The 21,839-nt window shown below is 40.3% G+C and carries 21 protein-coding genes and 1 pseudogene; 19 read left to right on the top strand and 3 right to left on the bottom strand.

Translation table 11 applies throughout. The features are described 5' to 3' along the window. The first annotated feature begins 103 nt into the window (after window positions 1–103). The 6 genes from CVT07_RS03875 (at window position 104) to CVT07_RS03900 (ending at window position 6,105) form a co-directional block, all read left to right on the top strand. Window positions 104–1,507, top strand: coding sequence for a Do family serine endopeptidase (locus CVT07_RS03875; RefSeq protein WP_107937108.1), 1,404 nt, complete (start codon window positions 104–106; stop codon window positions 1,505–1,507). Window positions 1,508–1,604: 97 nt separating this feature from the next. Next, window positions 1,605–2,282 (top strand): response regulator transcription factor, encoded by a 678-nt coding sequence (locus CVT07_RS03880; RefSeq protein WP_002940190.1) that lies wholly within the window; start codon window positions 1,605–1,607, stop codon window positions 2,280–2,282. Beyond that, complete coding sequence (locus tag CVT07_RS03885) at window positions 2,282–3,523, top strand: ArsS family sensor histidine kinase (protein WP_107937132.1); 1,242 nt, start codon at window positions 2,282–2,284, stop codon at window positions 3,521–3,523. The genes CVT07_RS03880 and CVT07_RS03885 overlap by 1 nt, the downstream gene beginning before the upstream one ends. Window positions 3,524–3,553: 30 nt before the next feature. After that, a complete protein-coding gene (locus CVT07_RS03890; protein ID WP_002940300.1) occupies window positions 3,554–3,991 on the top strand; it encodes a pyridoxal-5'-phosphate-dependent protein in 438 nt (145 codons plus the stop codon). 9 nt (window positions 3,992–4,000) lie between these two features. After that, entirely contained in the window at window positions 4,001–5,455 is a 1,455-nt protein-coding gene (locus CVT07_RS03895; RefSeq protein WP_230855738.1) for a potassium/proton antiporter, read from the top strand. Window positions 5,456–5,925: 470 nt separating this feature from the next. Next, on the top strand, window positions 5,926–6,105 hold the full coding sequence (locus CVT07_RS03900; RefSeq protein WP_107937110.1) for a transformation system protein: 180 nt from the start codon (window positions 5,926–5,928) through the stop codon (window positions 6,103–6,105). Window positions 6,106–6,143: 38 nt separating this feature from the next. Here CVT07_RS03900 and CVT07_RS03905 read toward each other — a convergent pair whose 3' ends face one another. Further along, window positions 6,144–7,415: an O-acetylhomoserine aminocarboxypropyltransferase/cysteine synthase family protein gene (locus tag CVT07_RS03905; protein WP_103575128.1), complete on the bottom strand. Its 1,272-nt coding sequence runs from the start codon at window positions 7,413–7,415 to the stop codon at window positions 6,144–6,146. Window positions 7,416–7,522: 107 nt separating this feature from the next. Between CVT07_RS03905 and CVT07_RS03910 the strand changes: the two genes are divergently transcribed. The 11 genes from CVT07_RS03910 to CVT07_RS03960 all read left to right on the top strand — a co-directional run bounded on the left by CVT07_RS03910 (window position 7,523) and on the right by CVT07_RS03960 (window position 16,803). Beyond that, complete coding sequence (locus CVT07_RS03910; RefSeq protein WP_002940272.1) at window positions 7,523–7,855, top strand: hypothetical protein; 333 nt, start codon at window positions 7,523–7,525, stop codon at window positions 7,853–7,855. Continuing rightward, entirely contained in the window at window positions 7,852–8,475 is a 624-nt protein-coding gene (locus CVT07_RS03915) for an HAD family hydrolase (protein ID WP_107937112.1), read from the top strand. The genes CVT07_RS03910 and CVT07_RS03915 overlap by 4 nt, the downstream gene beginning before the upstream one ends. A 48-nt stretch (window positions 8,476–8,523) precedes the next feature. Further along, on the top strand, window positions 8,524–8,778 hold the full coding sequence (locus CVT07_RS03920; protein ID WP_107937114.1) for a DUF2018 family protein: 255 nt from the start codon (window positions 8,524–8,526) through the stop codon (window positions 8,776–8,778). After that, window positions 8,771–9,202, top strand: coding sequence for a hypothetical protein (locus CVT07_RS03925; RefSeq protein WP_103569808.1), 432 nt, complete (start codon window positions 8,771–8,773; stop codon window positions 9,200–9,202). Before CVT07_RS03920 ends, CVT07_RS03925 begins: the two co-directional genes overlap by 8 nt. Before the next feature lie 10 nt (window positions 9,203–9,212). Beyond that, window positions 9,213–10,106 (top strand): polyprenyl synthetase family protein, encoded by an 894-nt coding sequence (locus CVT07_RS03930; RefSeq protein ID WP_107937116.1) that lies wholly within the window; start codon window positions 9,213–9,215, stop codon window positions 10,104–10,106. After that, window positions 10,106–11,389, top strand: coding sequence for a glutamyl-tRNA reductase (hemA, locus tag CVT07_RS03935; protein ID WP_107937118.1), 1,284 nt, complete (start codon window positions 10,106–10,108; stop codon window positions 11,387–11,389). The genes CVT07_RS03930 and hemA overlap by 1 nt, the downstream gene beginning before the upstream one ends. After that, window positions 11,379–13,079, top strand: coding sequence for a proline--tRNA ligase (locus tag CVT07_RS03940; protein WP_107937120.1), 1,701 nt, complete (start codon window positions 11,379–11,381; stop codon window positions 13,077–13,079). Before hemA ends, CVT07_RS03940 begins: the two co-directional genes overlap by 11 nt. After that, a complete protein-coding gene (locus tag CVT07_RS03945) occupies window positions 13,076–13,507 on the top strand; it encodes an FxsA family protein (protein ID WP_107937122.1) in 432 nt (143 codons plus the stop codon). The genes CVT07_RS03940 and CVT07_RS03945 overlap by 4 nt, the downstream gene beginning before the upstream one ends. Window positions 13,508–13,515: 8 nt before the next feature. Beyond that, window positions 13,516–14,445, top strand: a complete 930-nt coding sequence (hemC, locus tag CVT07_RS03950) for a hydroxymethylbilane synthase (RefSeq protein WP_107937124.1) — start codon at window positions 13,516–13,518, stop codon at window positions 14,443–14,445. Window positions 14,446–14,447: 2 nt separating this feature from the next. Further along, window positions 14,448–14,798 carry an Imm10 family immunity protein gene (locus tag CVT07_RS03955; RefSeq protein ID WP_107937126.1) on the top strand — a complete coding sequence of 117 codons (351 nt, stop codon included), beginning with the start codon at window positions 14,448–14,450 and terminating at the stop codon, window positions 14,796–14,798. 196 nt (window positions 14,799–14,994) lie between these two features. Next, window positions 14,995–16,803 (top strand): menaquinone biosynthesis decarboxylase, encoded by a 1,809-nt coding sequence (locus tag CVT07_RS03960; RefSeq protein WP_107937128.1) that lies wholly within the window; start codon window positions 14,995–14,997, stop codon window positions 16,801–16,803. 846 nt (window positions 16,804–17,649) lie between these two features. Here CVT07_RS03960 and CVT07_RS03965 read toward each other — a convergent pair. Further along, window positions 17,650–18,669, bottom strand: coding sequence for a hypothetical protein (locus CVT07_RS03965; protein WP_107937688.1), 1,020 nt, complete (start codon window positions 18,667–18,669; stop codon window positions 17,650–17,652). Window positions 18,670–18,732: 63 nt separating this feature from the next. Here CVT07_RS03965 and CVT07_RS03970 point away from each other — a divergent pair, with 63 nt between their 5' ends. Continuing rightward, window positions 18,733–19,554 (top strand): thiamine-phosphate kinase, encoded by an 822-nt coding sequence (locus CVT07_RS03970; RefSeq protein ID WP_107937686.1) that lies wholly within the window; start codon window positions 18,733–18,735, stop codon window positions 19,552–19,554. After that, window positions 19,532–20,656 carry a tRNA pseudouridine(13) synthase TruD gene (truD, locus tag CVT07_RS03975; RefSeq protein ID WP_107937684.1) on the top strand — a complete coding sequence of 375 codons (1,125 nt, stop codon included), beginning with the start codon at window positions 19,532–19,534 and terminating at the stop codon, window positions 20,654–20,656. Before CVT07_RS03970 ends, truD begins: the two co-directional genes overlap by 23 nt. A 111-nt stretch (window positions 20,657–20,767) precedes the next feature. Here the strand turns inward: truD and CVT07_RS10340 are convergent. Further along, window positions 20,768–21,820 (bottom strand): annotated as a pseudogene (locus tag CVT07_RS10340) (methyl-accepting chemotaxis protein); the annotation flags it as partial. Window positions 21,821–21,839 lie beyond the last annotated feature (19 nt).

The raw sequence follows: 21,839 nt of genomic DNA on the forward strand, positions 1-21,839 counted from the left end.
CAAGTCAAGTTTATTTTTATTTACAAAGGAGAAAAAAAGCGTTAAGATTTTATTTTTAAGCTCTATTTATAATTTCAAGACATTTTCAATTTAAAGGAAAAAAATGAAAAAATTTATGCTAATTTCATTAGCAGCGGCTTCTTTGCTAATGGGAGCTGATATTAAATTTAACGAAGCAAACCAAGATGTAACTAGAGTTTCGCCGTTAAGCGATAAAAATAGTGTGCTTTCATACTATGACTCTATCGCTCAGGCAAAACTTTCAGTTGTAAATATCTCAACTACAAAAACAGTAAGCAACGCAGGCATCGAGCAGATGTTTAACGACCCGTTTTTTAATGAATTTTTTGGATTTAACTTTGCAAAGCCAAAAGAGAAAGAAAAGACAACCTCTCTTGGCTCTGGCGTTATCATCTCAAATGACGGCTACATCGTTACAAACAACCACGTCATCGAAGATAGCGACCAGATCGTTGTGACCTTGGCAAAGGGTGGCAAAGAGTATAAAGCAAAGCTAATAGGTAGCGATCCAAAGACTGATCTAGCCGTTATAAAGATAGATGCAAATGGGCTAAATGCGATCACATTTGCCGACTCATCAAAGCTGCTTGATGCAGATGTCGTCTTTGCTATAGGCAATCCTTTTGGCGTAGGCGAGAGTATCACTCAAGGCATCGTTTCAGGGCTAAATAAAGATGATATCGGACTTAATCAATATGAAAATTTCATCCAAACAGACGCCTCTATAAACCCTGGCAACTCAGGTGGCGCTTTGGTTGATAGCAGGGGCTATTTAGTCGGTATAAACTCAGCCATACTTTCAAAAAGTGGCGGCAACAACGGCATAGGCTTTGCCATACCATCAAATATGGTAAAAGATATCGCTAAAAAGCTGATAACTGACGGCAAGATCGAGCGTGGATTTATCGGCGTTACGATCGCAAATTTAACCGATGAGCAAAAAGAGCTTTATACAAATAAAGAGGGCGCGCTAATAAGCGGCGTAGAGCAGGGCATGCCAGCAGATGAAGCAGGGCTAAAAAGAGGCGACTTGGTTATTTCAGCAAACGGCAAAGCTATCAAAAACGCAAATGATCTTAAAAATTTCATCGGCTCACTAACTCCAAATAGCAGCGTTGATATAACTTATGAGCGATCAAATAAAGTTATGAATACAAAAATCAAGCTTGTAAATATGGATCACAACGCAAAAGATGCTACAAAAAGCGTTATCATCGAAGGTCTTAGCGTTAGTAATCTAAGCGATGAGATAAGATTTAAATATAAGATCAGCCCAGATACTCAAGGCGTGCTTGTAACTGACGTAAAATCTGGCTCAAAAGCTGAAGACTTTGGCTTTGAAAAGGGCGACGTGATAGTTCAAGTTGGCGAAGAGAGCATAAAAGACCTTCAGACATTTTCGAATACAGTCAAAAACGCAAAAGGCAAAAAGACGCTAGTGTGGGTAAACCGCGGTGGCATCATGCAAGGCCTTGTTATAAAATAACTACTTAAGAGCTGAAATTTCAGCTCTTAACTCTTTTAAATTTTTAAAACCTTTATCTGCTATAATCCTTAAAAATAAATTTACATCAGGAAAGATCATGACTAGAATTTTAATGATAGAAGATGATATGGAGCTTGCTGAAATTTTAACTGAATACCTAGAAAACTACGACATAAAAGTAACGACGGCCGAGGAGCCATATATCGGACTATCTACTTTAAACACAAGTGAATTTGACCTAGTTATCCTTGATCTTACGCTCCCTGGCATGGACGGACTAGAGGTGTGCAAAGAGATAAGGAAAAAACACAACATCCCTATAATCATCTCAAGCGCAAGGCACGATATAACGGACAAAGTAAATGCCCTAGATAATGGCGCGGACGACTATCTGCCAAAGCCTTATGACCCACAAGAGCTTCTTGCTCGCATAAAAAGCCATCTAAGAAGGCAGAGCATAGCTCCTGCAAATGAGGCAAGAAATTTAAACAAAGACTTGGTTTTAAAAGAATTTGAGCGTGAAATTTTATTTAAAGGCAGCGTGCTAAATTTAACCGCAGCGGAGTATGACATCTTAAAATATCTGCTTCAAAAAGAGGGCGGGGCGGTCACTAGAGAGGAGCTCATCTACAACTGCGAGAGCATAAATGAAGATAGCTCAAACAAAAGTATCGACGTCATCATCGGCAGAATTCGCCAAAAACTAAATGAAAATCCAAAAGAGCCAAAATACATCCACGCGATCCGCGGCATCGGCTATAAGTTGGTCCTTTGATGCCAAGATCTTCTATATTTATCACGATAACATTTATCTTTGGGCTCGCGCTTGTTTCGATATTTCTAGCCTTTTTGTGGCTCATGGGTTTTGATAAACAAAACTACACAAGAGAGCTAAACAACAAATACTCAAACGTCGCTAGGACAAATTTACTCTACATGGGTGGCATCATAAACAAAGCTCAGTACGACCGTCAGCTCTCAAACATCGATATGCCAGAGATCACTGCCAAAAACGAAAAAGAAGAAATTTTAAAAAATGCAGCCGTTTTAGAAGAAATTTCAAGCGATCTAGGATCAAGTGCTATCTTGCTTTATGATAAGCATCACTACCTAAAGATCGAGCACTTAGATGAGCTAAAGCTTTTGATGGATAAGGAATTTCAGCCTTATAGATACGAGGTGATAAAGGCTGTGTTTGCCGTAGTTGCAGTCATCTTGCTGGCTGCTTATATTTTTGTAATTTACAAGATAAAGCCGCTAAGAAAGCTAAAACGCCAGATCGTGAAATTTGCAAATGGCGAGCTTGACGGCGTACAAAATGTCGGCAACGGTAAGGATGAAATTTCTGAAGTTTCAGAGGCATTTTATGAGGCTGTTTGTCAGATCAAAGCACTAAATGACTCAAGGCATCTTTTCTTAAGAAATATCATGCACGAGCTAAAAACGCCTATCACAAAGGGGCTGATCGCTGCTCAAATGATAGAAAAAAGTAAGAACCAAGAGAGGCTCATCTCTGTCTTTCATAAGCTTGAAAATTTGATAAACGAGCTTGCAGCGATCGAGCAGATCACTTCAAAGATAGGACTTACCAATAAAACACCTTATCTTATGAGAGATCTCATCGATGAGGCTATCGATATAGCGATGGTTGAAAAGGAGCATGTTGGTATCAGCGAGCTTGATGAGGTTAGGGTGATGGTTGATTTTAAGCTATTTTCAGTCGCTATAAAAAATATGATAGATAATGGTATAAAGTATTCAACCGATAAGCACGTAAATATCATGGTTAGCAAGGATCATATGAAATTTATAACCCAAGGCGAGAAGCTAAAAAACGACCTTGACTTTTACATCCAGCCATTTATCAAAGGCGAGGATGCGCAAAAGAGCTTTGGTCTAGGTTTATATATAGTTAGCAACATCCTTGAGGCTCATGGACTAAAATTTGGCTATGAATACAAAAATGGAATGAATGTCTTTATTTTTGAAAATTTACAAGATATAATAGTGGCGTAAAATCAAAACCGCAAAAAAAGGAGTGTAAAAATGGCGGCAAAAATCTTCTCAGCAGTTGATATTTTATCAATAATCGATCTTGAGATAGCTTTTATAAAGCGATACAAAAACGTAAAGGACTATGCGAAAAATTTATCTCTGATATATTTTTCTTTGCCAAATAGTAAAGAATATGGCGAAATTTTTGAAAAAATCCTAAGACAAACAGACGTTGTCATAAGAGAAAATGAACACTACGTAGTCGTGCTTCACGGCACAAACGAAAGAGGCGCTAGCGAGCTACTAACTGGCATACAAGAGTTTTTAAACGCTGAGCCGATCGATCTAGTAGTTACCTATCCAAAAGATGGAAAAGACGCAAAAGAGCTTGCTATAAAACTTCAAGATGAGATAAAAGATAACTACGGTGTCTTGCTTGAGATGCTTGTAAATCAAGATAAATTTGAAGTTTTTGAAAGTATAATTTAATATAATTTTGTGGAGTTTATTTGGAGAATTTACTACTATTTTTTTGCAGTTTTGCTTATAACTAGCATTCTTTTAAGTAAGATCTCTGATAAATTTGGAATTCCATCTTTAATAATATTTTTAGGCGTTGGCATGCTGGCTGGCTCAGATGGCTTGCTGGGCGTAAATTTTGATGATCAAATGATCGCTCAAAATGTCGGCATGCTAGCACTTATTTTTATACTTTATGCTGGTGGGCTAGATACTGATTTTGCAGCGATTAAACCTATCTTTGTTAGAGGTTTAGCGCTTGCTACACTTGGTGTTTTCTTAACCGCGCTAGCTATCGCTCCAGTAGCAAAATATCTGCTTGATTTTACCTGGGCGGAGGCCTTTTTGCTAGGCTCCATTATCTCTTCAACAGACGCAGCAGCGGTATTTGCCATACTAAGAGCCAAGAAAATTTCACTTAGAAATAGCATTGCGCCATTGCTTGAACTTGAATCTGGCTCAAACGATCCAATGGCGATATTTTTAACTATGACGATCATTCAAATGATCTCACTAAATAGCACTCCAAGTGTGTCGGAGTGGGCGATCACACTTGTTAAGCAGTTTAGCATAGGTATCGCTATGGGCTATTTATTTGGCGTTGCTTTGCCAGCCATCTTTAATAGACTTCGCCTAAAAAGCTGGGGCCTTTATCCGGTTTTTTCTATCGCTTGGATATTGCTTTTATATACGCTTTGCTTTAAAATCGGTGGCAATGGCTATTTGGCTGTTTATATTGCTGGAATTTTTATAAATAAAAAAGAGTTTTCTCACAAGAAAAATTTAGTCGGTTTTCACGACGGTATCGCTTGGACGATGCAGATAGTGGTCTTTTTAACACTTGGTCTTTTGGTAAATCCATCACAACTTCCTGCAACTTCGCTGTTAGCGCTTGTTTTGGCCTTGTGGCTTATGTTTTTTGCAAGACCACTTGGTGTTTTTGCATCGCTTGCATTTTCAAAATTTAAGATAAATGAGCAAATTTTTATCTCTTGGGTTGGGCTAAGAGGCGTTGTGCCAGTCGTGCTAGCTACCTATGTTTATGTCGATGGCATGCGTGATGCAGATATGATTTTTAACATTATATTTTTTATGGTTTTGATTTCGATTTTGATACAGGGCATGTCGCTTGGCTTTGCAGCTGATAAATTTAAGGTCAAAGAGAGTGAGCAAGAGGATGTTAAGGCAGTAGAAAACTCGCCGATCTTAAGCTATACGCTTCACCAGCATACCATCCACTATGGCTCAAAACTAATTGGCAAAGATTTGGCTCAGCTTGAGCTTCCAACTGAGTTTTTAATAATCCTAATAAAGCGTAAAAACGAGTATCAAAAGCCAACTGGCTCAACAATCTTTGAAGAAAATGACCTATTACTGATACAATGCGAAAATCAAGTGCTTTATCAAGATACGATTAAGTATTTGACTTATTAAAATTTTGATAAAACTTGCCACATTTCATTTCTCTTTGTAAATTTTAAAACTTTACTCGCTTGCCTTAGCAGGCTACTAAATTTAGGCTACACTTCGTTTAGCACTAAATTTAGAGCCGTGATATGCTCGCTCATAAATTTTAAAATTTACTAGAATTTCAATAAAACGCATGCAGTGCGAAGCACTGAGGCATGCACCTCTAACGTCGTCGGGGTTAGGGGATTGTTAAGTGGGAAGGGAGCGACTTCGTAATTCAAGCCTCTTCCCCCTTAACAAAGAAACAAAACTTTAAATTTTTAAAAACTTTAATTTATAAATTTTAAAATTCCATTCACCCCTAAGAATTACCTACTAAAATTTGGCTTCGTTTATAGCTTAGCTCAAATTTTAGAGCCAAAACAAATCCGTTCAGTATCATTTTATTTTGCTTTTTATAAAATCACCAAAACACTAGCAAAATGGGAGGCAAAATGCTTGATATTATCATCCTTGCAGTCTTGGTATATTTTGCAACATTCTTATTTTTGTTTTTTATACTCGCTTTTTTTGCATTTTGGTATATAAGCGTGCCGCTACTTGTCATCTATATCGTTATAAAATTTCTAAGGCATGCAAAAGAGTGCGAGAGGACATGTGGCAAGCTTGAGTAAATTTTAAATTTCTAGCCCAAAATGAGCTAGAAATTTGTTTATTCTAAGGCTTGAGCCAGATCAGCTATCAGATCCTCGGCATTTTCAAGACCTATGCTAACTCTTATCAGCTCTTTTGTTATGCCGGCTTTGATGAGCTCTTCGCTGCTTAGCTGCTGGTGAGTTGTCGAGGCTGGGTGCGTGATGAGCGACTTTGTATCGCCGATATTTACAACGATCTTAAAGAGTTTTACGCGCTCTAGCATCTTTTTTGCGCGCTCAAAGCTATCAGTCTCAAAGCAAAATAGTCCATTTGCCATGCCGTCTTTAAAGTATTTTTGAGCCTTTGCGTGATCTACGTTGTCGGCAAGCCCAGGATAAGCCACGCTTTTTATATGTTTGTGAGAGTTTAGAAATTTAGCCACTTTTAGCGCGTTTTGCGAGTGTCTTTCAACCCTAACAGCGAGCGTTTCAAGTCCTTGTATGAGCTGCCAAGAGTTAAATGGAGAGATCACAGCGCCGATGTCGCGCACGATGGCAAGCCTCATTCTTAGCGTGTAGATATCAAAACGATCCGTCATATCAGCATAGACAATGTCGTGATAGCTCGCGTCTGGCACGTTAAAGTGCTCATATCTCTTGTTGCCTTTTAGTTTTTCGTTTAGGTGATTTGCGCTGACGACCACGCCTGCTAGGCTAAGGCCCTGACCGCTCATATATTTGCTAGCGCTATGCACGCAAACATCGACGCCGTGGCGAAGTGGCTGAAAGATGATAGGCGTTGGCACGGTATTATCAGTGATGCTGATGATGCCATATTTGTTTGCGATTTCTACGATTTTTTCGATATTTGGGATAGAAATTTGCGGATTTGAAAGCGTTTCAAAAAATATAGCCCTAGTTTTTTCGTCTATCAAACTCTCCAGATCATCAGCTGTGTCGCTGTCAAAGACTCTAGCTTCTATGCCAAATCTTTTTAGCGTGTGCGTAAAAAGCACTGTCGTGCCGCCATAAATTTTCTTAGCGATGATGATATTATCGCCTGCTTGGGCTAAATTTATGATGCTGTAAAACAAAGCTGACTGACCGCTTGCAGTCGCTATTGCAGCGGCTCCACCCTCAAGTGCAGCGACCCTTTTTTCAAAGATATCTGTTGTTGGATTGCTAAGTCTTGTGTAGATGTAACCACTATCTTTTAGATCAAACCTAGCAGCTGCTGTCTCGGCACTTCCAAAGTCATAAGCTGTGCTTTGAAAAATAGGCACAGCCATCGTGCCAAAGCCCTCGTTTGTGTCGTAGCCTACGTGGATCGCAGCGGTTTCTTGCCTCATTTTTGCTCCTTGTTTAAGTAATTTTGGCGTAAATTATACATTAGCAAAGCCAAAATTTAGGGGATAAAATCAAATTTTGATATAATTTGCCAAAAAAAAGGAAAAATTTGAACCAAGTCACGGACAAATTTAAGCGTGTAAAATATCTTCGTGCGCTAGAAAAATTTGCAAAATCAGCGATAAACGGGCTAAAAAGAGATGACTTTGACGAGACTGAGTTTCGTCAAAGAGTGGAGAAAAACGCGAAAGTCATCGAAAAAGTAGAGGCTGTTTATCTTGATCAGCCATATTCAAAGGCGCTAGAAAATTTTATAAATTTGCTTATCAAAAATGCCCCAAAAGAGGAGCTTTTAAAGGCGGCAAATCTACTTGATAAGCTAAAAAATCAAAAGACATATAAAAAAGAGAAGCATAAAAATAAATTTAAGGATGAGGATTGAAAGTAGTTATTTTTGATATGGATGGCACGGTGATCGATAGTGGCGAGGCGATATATAAAACGGTAAATGAAGTAAGAGATGAGCTAAATTTGCCACCACTTGAAAAGGAATTTATTATAAAAGCGATCAACGAGCCAGGTAGAAATTTGGCCCTTGAGTTTTACGGCATCGACACGCCAAGCAGGAGCTTAAAAGAGGGCTTTGAAGAGAAATTTAAGAAATTTTACGATGAGTGTGCGACTACCTATGAGGGCGTAAAAGAGCTTTTGCAAAAGTGCAAAGAGGCTCACTATAAGGTCGTTTTGGCAAGCAATGCACCGCACGATACGCTAGAGAAAATTTTAAAGAAAAATGAAATTTATGAGCTATTTGACGAGGTCATCGGCGCTAGCAAGGAGATACCGCAAAAGCCAGATCCTGCGATGCTTTACTTAGCTGTTAGTAAAACTGGGGCTAGCAAGGCGATATTTATAGGAGATAGCCTAAAAGACGAGCTAGCCGCCAAAAACGCAAATATGCCTTACGTGCAAGTTTGTTGGGGATTTGGCGAGGAGAGCAAAACAGCCACGTATAATGCCAAAAATGTTGGCGAGGCTTGGGAGATAATATTAAATTTTTAACTTAGTTTTAATTGGCTATAATCTTAAGAAATTTTCAAAGAAACAGCGATGATAGATATATTTGAGGGCAGTGTGAGGGATAAATTTTATGACATTTTGTTTAACGCAAATGCCGTTTTAGTTAAAAACGAGATAGATAAAATTTTTGAGAAATTTGTGGCTATGAGCGAGCTTTGCGAAAAGCATGGCGTTAATGAGGATGAGATCAGAAATTTTATAGCCTCAGAGCAAGATAAAGTTTATAACGGAGTAAATGACCTATATATCGAGCTTAGCGGAGAAATTTTAAGCCAAAATGAGTAGAATTTTTGCGCTCATTGCTTTGCTAGCCGCTCTTGTCTTTGCAAAAGAGCCAAATTTTGACCCAAGTTCGGTACATACATTTGAGCTTAAAAAAGATGAGTGGGCGAGGGTCTTTATAACCGAGAAAAAAACTCAAAGAGTTGAAACGTTTGACTTTCGCTGGACGCTATTTGATAGTACAAATATCACTGTGCAAAGCTTTTTTAGGCGCTATCCAAGGCAGATGGTCTTTTCGCTAAGACAAGGACAAAACACCTACATGCAGCGAGTTTTGCCTGATTTTATGATGCCGCCAAACGAGAGCGTGAGCCTTTATATATCATTTATTGATTTTAAGGATAAAAAGGCGCATTTTAGGGTGGCGCTGCTAGATGAGAGCAAGCGTGTGGATGTGGGTTTTAGAGATCCGCACGAGGATAAATAGAAGGATAAAAATGGATAAAATCGATGAAATAATGAGCAAATTTATAAGCGAGCTTGGCTACAAAGAGGCGTTTGAGATGTTTTTAAAGATAAGCTCTGGCAAGAAGCTACGCTCAAAACTTCTTTTAAAAATCGCAGGAGAGAGTGAAATTTCTCTTAAGCTTTGCGCTATCATCGAGCTCATCCACCTTGCAAGCTTATTGCACGACGACGTCATAGACGAGGCAAATATAAGGCGCGGCAAACCAAGCATAAACGCACTTTTTGGCAGTAAAAACTCAGTCATGCTAGGCGATATTCTCTACTCAAAGGCCTATTTTGAGCTTACAAAATTTGATCCAAGCATCGCAGCTGTCATCTCAGACGCGGTCAGCAAACTAAGCATCGGCGAGATGATGGACGTGAAAATGGCTGAAAATTTTAATGAAAACGAGCAAGAATACCTAAAGATGATTTATTATAAAACAGCTGTTTTGATAGAAGCCACGGCTATTTGCGGGGCAAAGCTAGCTGGCAAAGATAGTGAGAAATTTGGAATTTATGGCAAAAATTTAGGTCTTGCATTTCAGATCGTTGATGATATCTTAGACATCACTCAAGATGAAAAAACACTTGGCAAACCAGCACTAAATGACTTTGTCGAGGGTAAAACAACACTTCCATACATATATCTTTATAAGAGCCTAGACGAGGCTAATAAAGCAAAGCTTAGATCGCTTTGGACAAAGAGGCTTGACGAGAGCGAAATTTCGTGGTTAAAAGAAAATTTTGCCAAAACTAGCTCAGTTAGCAAGGCTATAAACGAGGCAAAAAGGCTTGGCAATGAAGCGATAGAAGCGATAAAAGAGTATAAAAACGCTGAGCTTGAAGGGATCATAAAAAGCATGATAGATAGGGAATTTTGATGCACTATTTGGACATAAGTTTTACATATAAAAACACTGATATTTCGGTCAGAGAAAAGCTTGCATTTGATAGTGACGAGAAAAAAGAGCAAATTTTAAAGCTACTAAGATCAAACAAAAACATAGAGGAGTGCATGGTGTTAAACACCTGCAACCGCGTCGAGATCATCGCAAGTGTTAGTGAGCTAAAGGGCGCAACCGCGCATGCTATTAGGTGTATGTCGATATTTTCGGGTGTTTTTGAAGATGAGCTTTTTGAAAGAGCCGATATCTACGAGGATAGCGGAGCTGTGCACCACCTATTTGCCGTGGCAAGCTCGCTTGATAGCCTAGTAGTTGGCGAAACGCAGATAGTTGGCCAGCTAAAAAATGCCTTTAAATTTGCCTATGATAACAACTCATGTGGCGAAGATATCAGCAAGATCATACACTACGCATGTAAGTGCGCTGCCAAGGTTAGAAACGAAACTCAAATTTCTAAAAACCCGATCTCAGTTTCAAGCGTCGCCGTGGCAAAGGCAAAAGAAATTTTTGGCACGCTTGAAGGTAAAACGGCTATCGTCGTGGGCGCTGGCGAGATGGGCGAGCTAGCAGCAAAGCACCTCATATCAAGTGGCGCAGAGGTCATCATCATAAACAGAAGCTCCGAGCGCGTCGAGCAGCTAGTTGATAGCCTAGGAGATAACGCGAGCTGGGATAGCATTTTGAAGTTAAAAGAGTATGTAAATAACTACGATCTCATCTTTTCAAGCACCGCAGCCCCGCACGCCATCATCACAGGCGAGATCATCGAGCCAAGAGAATTTCACAGATACTTTTTTGATATCGCCGTGCCAAGAGATATCGATCTTTTAAACACAGAGCTTATCAGCGTCTATACGGTCGATAGCTTGGAGGAGATCGTGCGTAAAAATTTAGCCCTAAGAGAGGAGCAGGCGCAAAAGGCCTACTCGATCGTCGGTCAAGATACGAGCGAGTTTTTAAAGACTTTAAAAGAAGATATGAGCGTGCCTCTTATAAAATCAATCCGCAAACAAGCTGAAATTTGCGCTAAAAACGAGCTAGAAAAGGCGATAAAAAAGGGCTATTTAAAGCATAGCGATTACGATGAGGCACAAAAGCTCATCCATCAGGTCTTTAAAGCTTTTTTACACCAGCCAACGATGAAGCTAAAAGGGCTTGCAGACGAAGAGAGAGCTAGTGAGCTTTCAAACGGAGTTAAATTTTTATTTGATATAAAAGATGAACAAAATTTTCAAGCAGGAGATATAGATGAAATTTAGTAAATTTTACGCCCCAACGACCAAAGAAGCGCCAAAAGATGCATCTTTACCAAGCCATCAGTTTTTGATAAGGGGTGGCTTTGTCGAACAGATCGGCTCTGGGCTTTATAACTATCTGCCGCTTGGAAAGATCATGCACGATAAAATTTCACGCGTGGTAAAAGAGGAGATGAACGAGGCTGGCGCGCTAGAGGTGAGCTTTAGCGTGGTCACTTCAGGCGAGCTTTGGAAGCAAAGTGGTCGTTACAACGTCTTTGGCAAGGAGCTTTTGCGCTTTAAAGATAGAAAGGATAATGACTTTGTCATAAGCCCGACAAACGAAGAGGCAGCCGTTGCTTTGGTGCGTGGCAAGGTGACTAGCTACAAGCAGCTACCACTAAATTTATACCAGATAAACACCAAATTTCGTGACGAGGCAAGACCACGCTTTGGCTTGCTAAGAGGGCGCGAATTTACGATGAAAGATGGTTATAGCTTTCACTCGAGCAAAGAGGATCTAAAGCGTGAGTTTGACCTTATGGAGGCAACTTATAGTAAGATTTTTACCCGCTTGGGGCTAAATTTTAGAGCTGTTGAGGCTGATAGCGGAGCCATTGGCGGTAGCGGAAGTAAAGAATTTATGGTGCTTGCAAGTAACGGAGAGGACGACATACTTTGCTGTGAGTCTTGCAGATACGCTGCAAACGTTGAGGCTGCAAGACGCAAACCAAGAGTTAGCGAGGCTGAGGCGCCAGAGGCGGACGCGGCTAAATTTCTAACGCCAAATGCAAAAACTATAAAAGATGTGGCGGAGTTTTTCAAAGTTAGCGAGTTTTACTGCATAAAAGCTGTTATGAAAAAGGCGATTTATGAGGATAAAGAGGAGGTCGTGGTCTTTTTCGTAAGGGGCGATGACGAGCTTCAAGAGACAAAGGCGCAAAATGCTTGCAAGGCGCTAGAGCTTGTCGATGCTAGCGAGGCTGACGTGGCTAAAGCTGGGCTTGTGGCTGGATTTTGCGGGCCAGTTGGGCTAAAGGATGTTAAATTTTTCATAGATAACGAGCTAAGGGGCGCAAATAACATGATATGCGGCGCTAACGAAAAAGACTATCACTTTGTCGGCGTTAGTGTTAGCGGATTTAACGAAGAGAGATTTAAGGACCTTGTAAAGGTAAAAGAGGGCGATAAATGCCCAGTTTGTGGCGGAAATTTAAAGCTTAGCAAGGGCATAGAAGTCGGTCATATCTTTCAGCTAGGCGATAAATATTCAGCTGCGATGAACGCGACATATCTTGATGAAAACGGCAAGGCAAAGCCATTTTTGATGGGCTGCTACGGCATTGGTATCAGCAGGCTTATCGCTGTGATGATAGAAGCTAGCCACGATGAGAAGGGCTGCATCTGGAAAAAAGAGTGCGCGCCGTTTGATGTGGAGATCATCATCTCAAATTTAAAAGATGAAGCGGGCGTGAAATTTGCATTTGAGCTTTATGAGAGCCTTAAAAAAGCTGGCGTTAGCGTCATCATCGATGATAGAAACGAGAGATTTGGCGTTAAGATGAATGACTTTGAGCTTATCGGCTTTCCTTACGCGCTGCTCGTGGGTAAAGAATTTGCAAATGGCAAGGTCGAGTTTATCACAAGAGATGGGCTAAGCAAAGAGGCGATAGAGGCAAACGATGCCTTTAGAAAGATAAAAGAAAGCTTATGAGATTTTTTGCATTTTTGTTTTTTTTGATCGAAGCGGTATTTATCTATCTTTTTGTAGATAAATTTGGCTTTTTAAACTACTTTCTTGAGGTGCTGGTCTCTGGATTTGTTGGCATCGCACTTCTTTTTAATGCTGGATTTTCTAGTTTAAATTCGCCTCAAGTAGCGTTTAAGAGCTTTCTTGGTGGAAATTTATTTAGTCAGCTAGGACTTAGCTTTGGCGGAGCGCTACTCTTTTTACCAGGGATTTTGACAGATATTTTTGGTATCGCCGTGGTCGTTTTTTCTTTAGTCTTTAAGAAAAATGCATCGAAAAATGAGAGCTATCAGGAGTTTAAATTTCAAAACTTTAGCGAGCAGGGAAGTAAAAAAGATGATGGCGAGATCATCGACGTTGAGGTCATCGAAGAGCCAAAAAGAGTAAATTAGGAGAGATGATGAAAGAGATAAAAATAGCAACTAGAAAGAGTATCTTAGCGCTTTGGCAAAGCGAGCATATCAAGGCTAGGATCGAGGCGCAGCACAAGGGCGTGAAGGTCGTGCTTGAGGGCATGAAGACAAAGGGCGACGTGATCCTTGACACGCCACTAGCCAAGATCGGCGGTAAGGGGCTTTTTACAAAAGAGCTTGAAGATAGCATGCTAAAAGGCGAGACCGACATCGCCGTGCATAGCCTAAAAGACGTGCCAGTAGTCTTTCCAAAAGGGCTTAAACTAGCGGCCATTTGCTCACGTGAGGATACTAGAGATGCGATGATAAGTGAGAAATTTGCTAAATTTAGCGACCTACCGCACGGGGCAAAGGTTGGCACAACGAGCCTACGCCGTAAGATGCAGCTACTTATCATGAGGCCTGATCTTGAGATCATCTCGCTTCGAGGTAATGTGCAAACTAGACTTAGAAAGCTAAAAGAGGGCGAATTTGACGCGATCATTTTGGCGATGGCTGGCATAAACCGCCTAAATTTAAAGGCTGAAGTGGCGCACATCTACACATTTGGCTTTGACGAGATGATACCTGCGATGGGTCAGGGCGCTCTTGGTATAGAAGCTAGAGATGAGAAGCAAATTTTAGATGAGATCTCTTTTTTAAACGATGAAAATGCAGTCATAGAAACGACCATAGAGCGTGACTTTGTAAGTGTTTTGGAGGGTGGCTGCCAAGTGCCAATAGGCATAAGCGCAAGGCTAAAAGGCGATGAAATTTCTATCGATGCGATCGTTGGTCTGCCTGATGGAAGCGAGTATATAAAAGATAGCTTAAAGACTAGCAAAGATAAATTTCAAAGCATCGGCAAGGAGCTAGCGCATAAATTTATAGAAAAAGGGGCGAAAGAGCTTTTAAGGCGCGCTGAAGAGATGGCATAAGCGTGTTTGAGCTAAATTTTAAAGCAAAAGCCATAAACGCCACCAAAAATAGCAAAGACAACTACTATATGATCGGTCTTGCGGACGACAAATATAACTACAAAAACTACATAATCTTTCAAAGACCGATCAAACTAAAAAAGGGCGACGACGAAAACGCCGAGATAAACGGCCTATATGCAGAGTGCAATGGCGACGTTTGCTACAACGCTTGCAAACGAGTAAAGATCACTGATAAGAGCATCATTTTTGAGGTGCAAGATAGTCTCATTTGCGTAGATACCGAGGGTGTAAAGCTTAATGAGCGCTTTATGAAATACTGCAAAGAGATATTTGGCGCGCTGCTAGAGTAGTTTCAAATTTAATAATTTGCCTGCTTTGCTGCCATTTTTTTAGCCACGATGATAGTTTATAAATTTATTATCTTTGCGATAAAAATATAAAAAAACTAAACGCCACACAAACTTCCTTTGCGTGCAATAACAAAATATTAGCATCGCCTTTTTTATCAAATTTTAGCTATCATCTTTAAAAATTTAAGGGAAAAATATGGACTACATCAAGCTTTTAAAAGATAATGGCCTACTTAGGGTGATCGAGGAGCCAGTGGATATCGACCTGGAGATCGCGCACGCTAGCTACATCGAGGTCAAGCGCGAGGGCTCACAGGCACTTCTTTTTACAAACCCAGTCTGCAAAAAAACTGGGCGTAAATTTGCCCCAGTGCTTACAAATATCTACGGCTCAAAAAGGGCGCTTGAGCTGATATTTGGTGTGCAACCTGATGAGATCGCGGCTGAGATAGAGAAGCTTTTAAAGCCCAAAAAACCTGAGAATTTTAAAGAAAAGCTTGACTTTTTAGCCTATCTTTTTAGCATGAGAAAGATTTTTACCAAAAGGCTAAAGGGCGAGGGCGAGTGCCAGCAGGTCAAATTTATGGGCGAGCAGGCCGATCTTTTGAGCCTGCCTGCGCTAAAGACATGGCCGCATGACGGAGGTGCTTTTATCACGATGGGGCAGGTCTATACGCAAAGTCTTGATGGCGCGCTGCAAAATTTAGGCATGTACAGACTGCAAATTTATGATAAAAATCGCCTTGGCATGCACTGGCAGATCCACAAAGACGGCGCAAATTTCTTTCATGAGTATAAGCGCGCAGGCCGTAAGATGCCAGTCTCTGTGGCGATCGGCGGCGATCCGCTTTATATCTGGTGCGGTCAGGCGCCACTGCCAAAGGGCGTCTTTGAGCTGCTACTTTACGGCTTTATCCGCAAAGAGCCAGCCAAGCTTGTAAAGTCGCTCACTAATGAAATTTACGTCCCGCACGACGCCGACTACGTGATAGAGGGCTTTGTGGATACTGCTAAGAGCGAGTTTGAGGGGCCATTTGGCGATCACACTGGCTTTTACACGCCGGTTGAGCCGTTTCCAGTGATGGAGGTCACGGCGATAACGAGCAAGCAAGACCCTGTCTTTCACGCGACCGTGGTTGGCAAGCCGCCACTTGAGGATAAGTACATGGGCTGGGCGACTGAGCGCATTTTCTTGCCGCTTTTGCGAACGACCGTGCCAGAGCTACTAGACTACAATATGCCTGAAAATGGCGTCTTTCACAACCTTATCCTAGCTAAGATCAACGCCCTTTATCCAGCGCACGCAAAGCAGGCGATGCACGCGTTTTGGGGTGTTGGGCAGATGAGCTTTGTAAAGCACGCGATCTTTGTGGGTAGCGATGCACCAGAGCTAGAAGAATACGACAAATTTACGGACTTTGTGCTTGATAAATTTGGCAGTGAGAGTGTGCTGATAAGCCAAGGCGTGTGCGACCAGCTCGATCATGCTAGTCCAAACTCGTGCTTTGGCGGTAAGCTAGGCATCGACGCGACGCAAGACTTTTGTAAATTTAGCCCTGCAGTATTAAGCGATGATGAACTTTTGGCTAAATTTCAAAGCGTTGCGCCAAATGTTAAGGAGCTTAGGCAGTTTAAAAAAAAGAGTAAAACGCCTATTTGCGTGATTAAATTTGAAAAAGATCGCCCTGTAAAAGAGTTATTTTATAAGCTTTTAGAATTTAGGGAGTTTTTCAAGCTTTTGGTCGTAGTGGATATGCAAAACTACCTAGAAAACCCATATATGCTGCTTTGGCGCGTGACAAATAACATAGATGCTTTGCGTGATATCTACATAGATGGTGAAAATTTCTGCGTGGATGCGACGAGCAAGAGTGAGCTTGAGGGCTACACGCGTGGTTGGCCTATGCAAACTGATTGCGATCGCGAAGTGGTGGCTGAGCTTGTGAAGCGTGGCGTAGTAAAAGATGAGTCAGAGCTATTTCATAAATTTGAAATATTTGGGTAGGGTCGTAGCATAGTGGCTTTGCACGCTCGTGCGCAAAAGTGGCGAAAGATGCGCTCAGCTGCCCACCCACCCACCCCCTTTTTTAACCCATATAGTTATTTTCAAGCGGTTACTTGCCGGTCGCAGTCGTGTGAAATGTTGGCCCCTGTTTGCTGGCCGTATCCATCGCTAAAAATGGCTCGATTGGCGCATAAAGCCAGTGATCGCTCAAGTTCGCTCTTGGTAGTATAGGCAAAGCTCTTGATCATTAAGCTTTAAATTTGATTTAGCTTTTTGGCTTGTTAAAATTGCTTTTAAATTTAAAAGATTGGTTTTTGTGCTTAAAAATGGCTTAACTTAAGGCTATTTTTATACTTTGGCATAAATTTCTTGCCATTTTTATGAAAATTTTTAGTTAAATTTATCTGTTTTTCTTGGTTGGCTTGAAAATTACACCTGTAACTACATATTTTTAAATTTAACACTTCAAATTTCTTAAAATACTAAAAATAATATGTAAAAATTTACGTAAAATAATATGATTTTGCCTTGTGAGAGATAAAATTTGGAGTAAGAGACAAGTGAAAATTAAATTTGATCTGTTATGCGAGCATAAAACATCTAAATTCAAAAGATCAGAAGTGTAAAAACTTTTAAATTTAAATAACTAGAAGCGTCAAAACTTTTCAATTTAATAAAGTTAGCAGATTACAGGTGTGTTTTTTAAAAAAAGATATGCTATGCCAGCTTTGGTAAATCAAGCGTTTAAAATAGCTTATTTTTTTTAGAAAAATTATACACCCTAAATACAAGATTTAAAATCGCACGAGTGCCATAATGCTTTAAATTTGACTTAGTAAATTTAGCTCACAAATTTACTAGGCCTACTTTTAAAACATGCTCTTTTAGTCCGCTTGGTATCTCGCCATTTTCAAACGCCATTAGCTCGCTCGCTCTTAGGACGTAAAAGTTTTGCAAGCTTCTATTAGCAGACTTCTCAAGCTTTTTTGCTAGTGTGTCAAAGATATGAAACTCGGCCTCATTGCTAGCTAGCAAAAAGTCAGCCCCACTGTCAAATGCAGCAAAAACTATCTTACTAGCAAGCTTGCAAGCTAGCTCTTCATCGGTCTTTAAAAGATCATATCCACAAGACGTTTTGGCGTTTAGCTCTATAAAATTTGTCTTGTATGCGCTTAAATTTGCTGGCAGCTTGCCTTTTATGGCTATCTTAAACTCTTTAAATTTATTAAGTTTTTCTATCTTTTCAAGCTCGTTTTCATATTTTGGCGCAACTTTTATGCCTAAAATTTCTTTGAAAAATCTAATCGCCTCGCTATAAATTTCGCTACCTTCAAAGAGTAGATCATCAAGCTCACAGGCTATCAAAACGCCGTTTTTACCGCTAATAAGCTTTAAAATTTCATCGTTTTTCTCATTTTTGTAAAGATGATGAGCTAGCATTATCGCGGCAGCTCCTATAAAATTTGGCTCGTAGTCTTTTACAAAATCAGCGTAAAAATAGGGCTTAAAGCTAGCGTAAAGCTCTTTGTCGGCCCTTTTGCAAAAGCTAGCAAATGGCTCAAATTTCGCCCAAAAGTCATCATCGTTTATAGCAAGATCTAAAACCACTCTTTTTTCATCAAGCGGGGCTATGCAAAGCTCGCTACCAAGTTTTTGAGCTAAATTTGCAAGTGGCTGGGCGGTGCTAACTACGACGTCATTTACCTTGACAAAGCCTTCAAATGGGCTAAAGTAGGGGTCTATGCTCTTTACGTGGGCAAAAAGCTCGTTTAAGTTTGCAAAGTCTGAAATCTCTAAAAAATAGGGCTTAAAATATGCCAAAACATCTCTTTTTGCGTCAAATCTAAAAATCTCAACTCTTTGCATCTCTATCCTTTTTTTGGGCTTATTTTATCCTAAATTTAAAAGGAGTTTCATTATAATAGCTCAATGGATAAAGAAAATTTCACGATTGAACGCTTTAGTAACGCATATATCGGCGATGATGCGGCGGTTGCCGGCAAAATGGTCTTTAGCAAGGATATTTTTGCACAAAATTCGCACTTTAAGCTTGGCTGGCTAAGCCTTGCAGAGATCGGCTACAAGGCGATGATCGTAAATTTCTCAGACACGGTCGTGATGAACGCTAAGCCTAAATTTGCTCTTCTTGGGCTTAGTCTGCCAAAGAGCTTCACGCCGCGCCAGATCAGCGAGCTAAGTAGGGGCATAAATAGGGCGTGCGAGGAGTTTGGCGTAAAGATAATCGGTGGTGACACGATAAGTAGCTCCATTTTAAACATAAGCGTTAGCGTGATCGGCGAGCTAAAGGGCAGGGCTGTGCTTAGAAAAAATGCTAAATTTGGCGATCTAGTCGCATTTACAGGCAAGCTTGGAGGCAGCCAAAAGGGGCTAAACTCGCTTCTAAGACTGGCTCAAATTTCTAAAAACTCACGATTTAAAAGACCTATCTTAAGAGATAAATTTTTTTACAAAGCAGCTCATCTTATAAACTCTGCCATGGATATCTCAGACGGGCTAAAAACCGACCTTGGCAAGCTTTTAAAGGCTAGTAAAAAGGGAGCTAAATTTACAAAAAAGCTAAGCAAATTTGAGCTTAGTAGCGGCGAGGAGTATGAGGTTTTATTTACCTTTAGCCCTAAAAATTTAAGCGCTATTAAAAGGATCGCTGCAAAAACTAGGACAAAGATCACGATTTTTGCCAAAATTTCACACAAAAGGTTAAGACAAAATGCAAGAAGCCACCACTTTTAAGTCACTCTATGCGCTCACTCATGCGCCCATTGAGGCATATTTTTCTAAAAATTCAGATGATTTTGTCGTGCGCGAGATACCGCTTTATGAATTTAGCGGCGACGGCGAGCACTTGATCGTTGAAATTTCTAAAAAAGATATGACGACAAGCGACGCTTTGCACGCTTTAAGCGAGGTTACAGGGGCAAAGATGCGCGACTTTGGCTATGCTGGGCTAAAGGACAAGCAGGGGATGACTACGCAGTTTATATCAATGCCTCGTAAATTTGAGAGCGCGCTTGCAAACTTTAGCCATGAAAAGATGAAAATTTTAAATTTAAACGTGCATAAAAACAAGCTTCGCATCGGACATCTAAAAGGCAATAGCTTTTTCATCCGCCTAAAAAAGGTGCTGCCAAGTAGCGCTAAAAAGCTCGAGCAGGCATTTACTAATATCGATAAAATGGGCTATGCAAACTACTTTGGCTATCAGCGTTTTGGTAAATTTGGCGACAACGCAGCAACCGGGCTAGAACTTCTTAAAAACGGCACGATAAATGGCAAAAAGAGCAAAAACGTAAAGCTAAATGACTTTTTGATCTCAGCCTATCAAAGTGATCTTTTTAACCGCTACCTTAGTAAAAGGGTCGAAATTTCAAGGTTTGTAAGTGACTTTAGCCTAAATGAGCTAGGCGAAATTTATAAAAAATTTAGCAAAGATGATCTAAAGGCGATGAAGGCGCAGGAGAGCTTTTTTAAGCTGCTTCCTGGAGAGGTCTTGGGACACTATCCATTTGGCAAGCTCTTTTTGTGTGAAAATTTAGATCAAGAGGCGCAAAGATTTGCTAGGCGTGATATCACAAGCCTTGGTCTCATTGTCGGTGCAAAGGCCTATGAAGCAAGCGGCTTGGCAAAAGAGCTTGAGGATGAAATTTTCGCTGAGGCGGTTTCGCTTACTTCAAAGATCGCTGGCTCAAGGCGCTTTAACTGGGCGTATCTTGAAAATACAAGCTACAAATACAACGAAGAAAACGCTCATTTTAGCTTAAATTTCACACTTCAAAAGGGCTCATACGCCACAGTTGTGCTAGAAGAAATTTTGCATAAAAATATATTTGAGTAGTGTAAATTTAAGGATAGATTTAAAAGGGTGGCTGGCTAAATTTAGCCAGTTTAAATTTAAAAGGGTCTAGCCAAAGCTAGACCTAAAAGATTAAATTTAAGAGGTAAAAACTTAAGTTCTAAAGACGCTAAGTTTAGTATTTAGCGCATCTGTCATCTTATTTAGATGTTCAGCCGCAGAAGCTATCTCTTCGACGCTTCTAGCATTTTCAGATGAAATTTGATTGATCTCTGAGATGCCATCCATGATCTCATTTACGTTTTTACCAGTTGCGATGTAGTCTTGCATAGTCTTATCAGACATCGCTATGGCGTTATTCATCGTTGCGCTCATATCATTTATAGTCTTTTCAACATCGCTTGCTACATGGGTTAGCTCTTGAATTTGTTTAGAGTTGATGCCCATTTGCTCGCTGCTATCATTGATCGCTTGAACGATAACGTTGATAGTTGCGTTTATCTCTGTTAGAGACTTTTGAGTTCTCTCAGCTAGTTGTCTAACTTCATCAGCCACGACTGCAAAGCCACGTCCATGCTCGCCTGCACGAGCTGCTTCTATTGCAGCGTTAAGTGCTAGTAAATTTGTCTGATCAGCGATGTCATTTATAACAACAAGGACTGATTTAACCTGCTCAGCATCACGGCTAAGCTGCTCGATCTTGCCAGCCATTTGATTTTCTACATTAGCAGAGTCTATGATCTGAGATGATAGGGCTCTGATAGCCTCAGTTGCTGTTTTTATATGAGTGCTTGCCTTTTGAAGGTCGTCTTTACCAGCTTGAGCTATTGAAAGTGACTCTTTCATGCTTTCTTGCATAGACTTGCATCTTTGATTTGTCTCTTCAACGATCTGGGTTGATTCTTCTACGCGTTTGCCTGTTTGAAGTGAGGTAGAGCTTAGCTCATTTGCGACTGAGCTGTTTTCACTTGAGAGGTTCTTAGTGTCGCTTATAAGCACTCTTATTCTTTCGATAAAGTTATTTATATCATTGCTTATTTTAGCTATCTCGTCTTTGCCGTAGATTGGGATTTTAAGTGTAAAGTCAGATGTTATAGCATTTAAATTTGCTCCTAGTCTATCGATAGGATTTGCAACTAGCTTTTTAAGCAAGAAGATAGATACTATGATAAGAAGCAATGTAACTATAATGCTTGCGATGATGAAGTTTTTGCTAACTACTTTT

The organism is Campylobacter concisus, from assembly GCF_003048875.2.
GTDB classification, from domain to species: domain Bacteria; phylum Campylobacterota; class Campylobacteria; order Campylobacterales; family Campylobacteraceae; genus Campylobacter_A; species Campylobacter_A concisus_AU.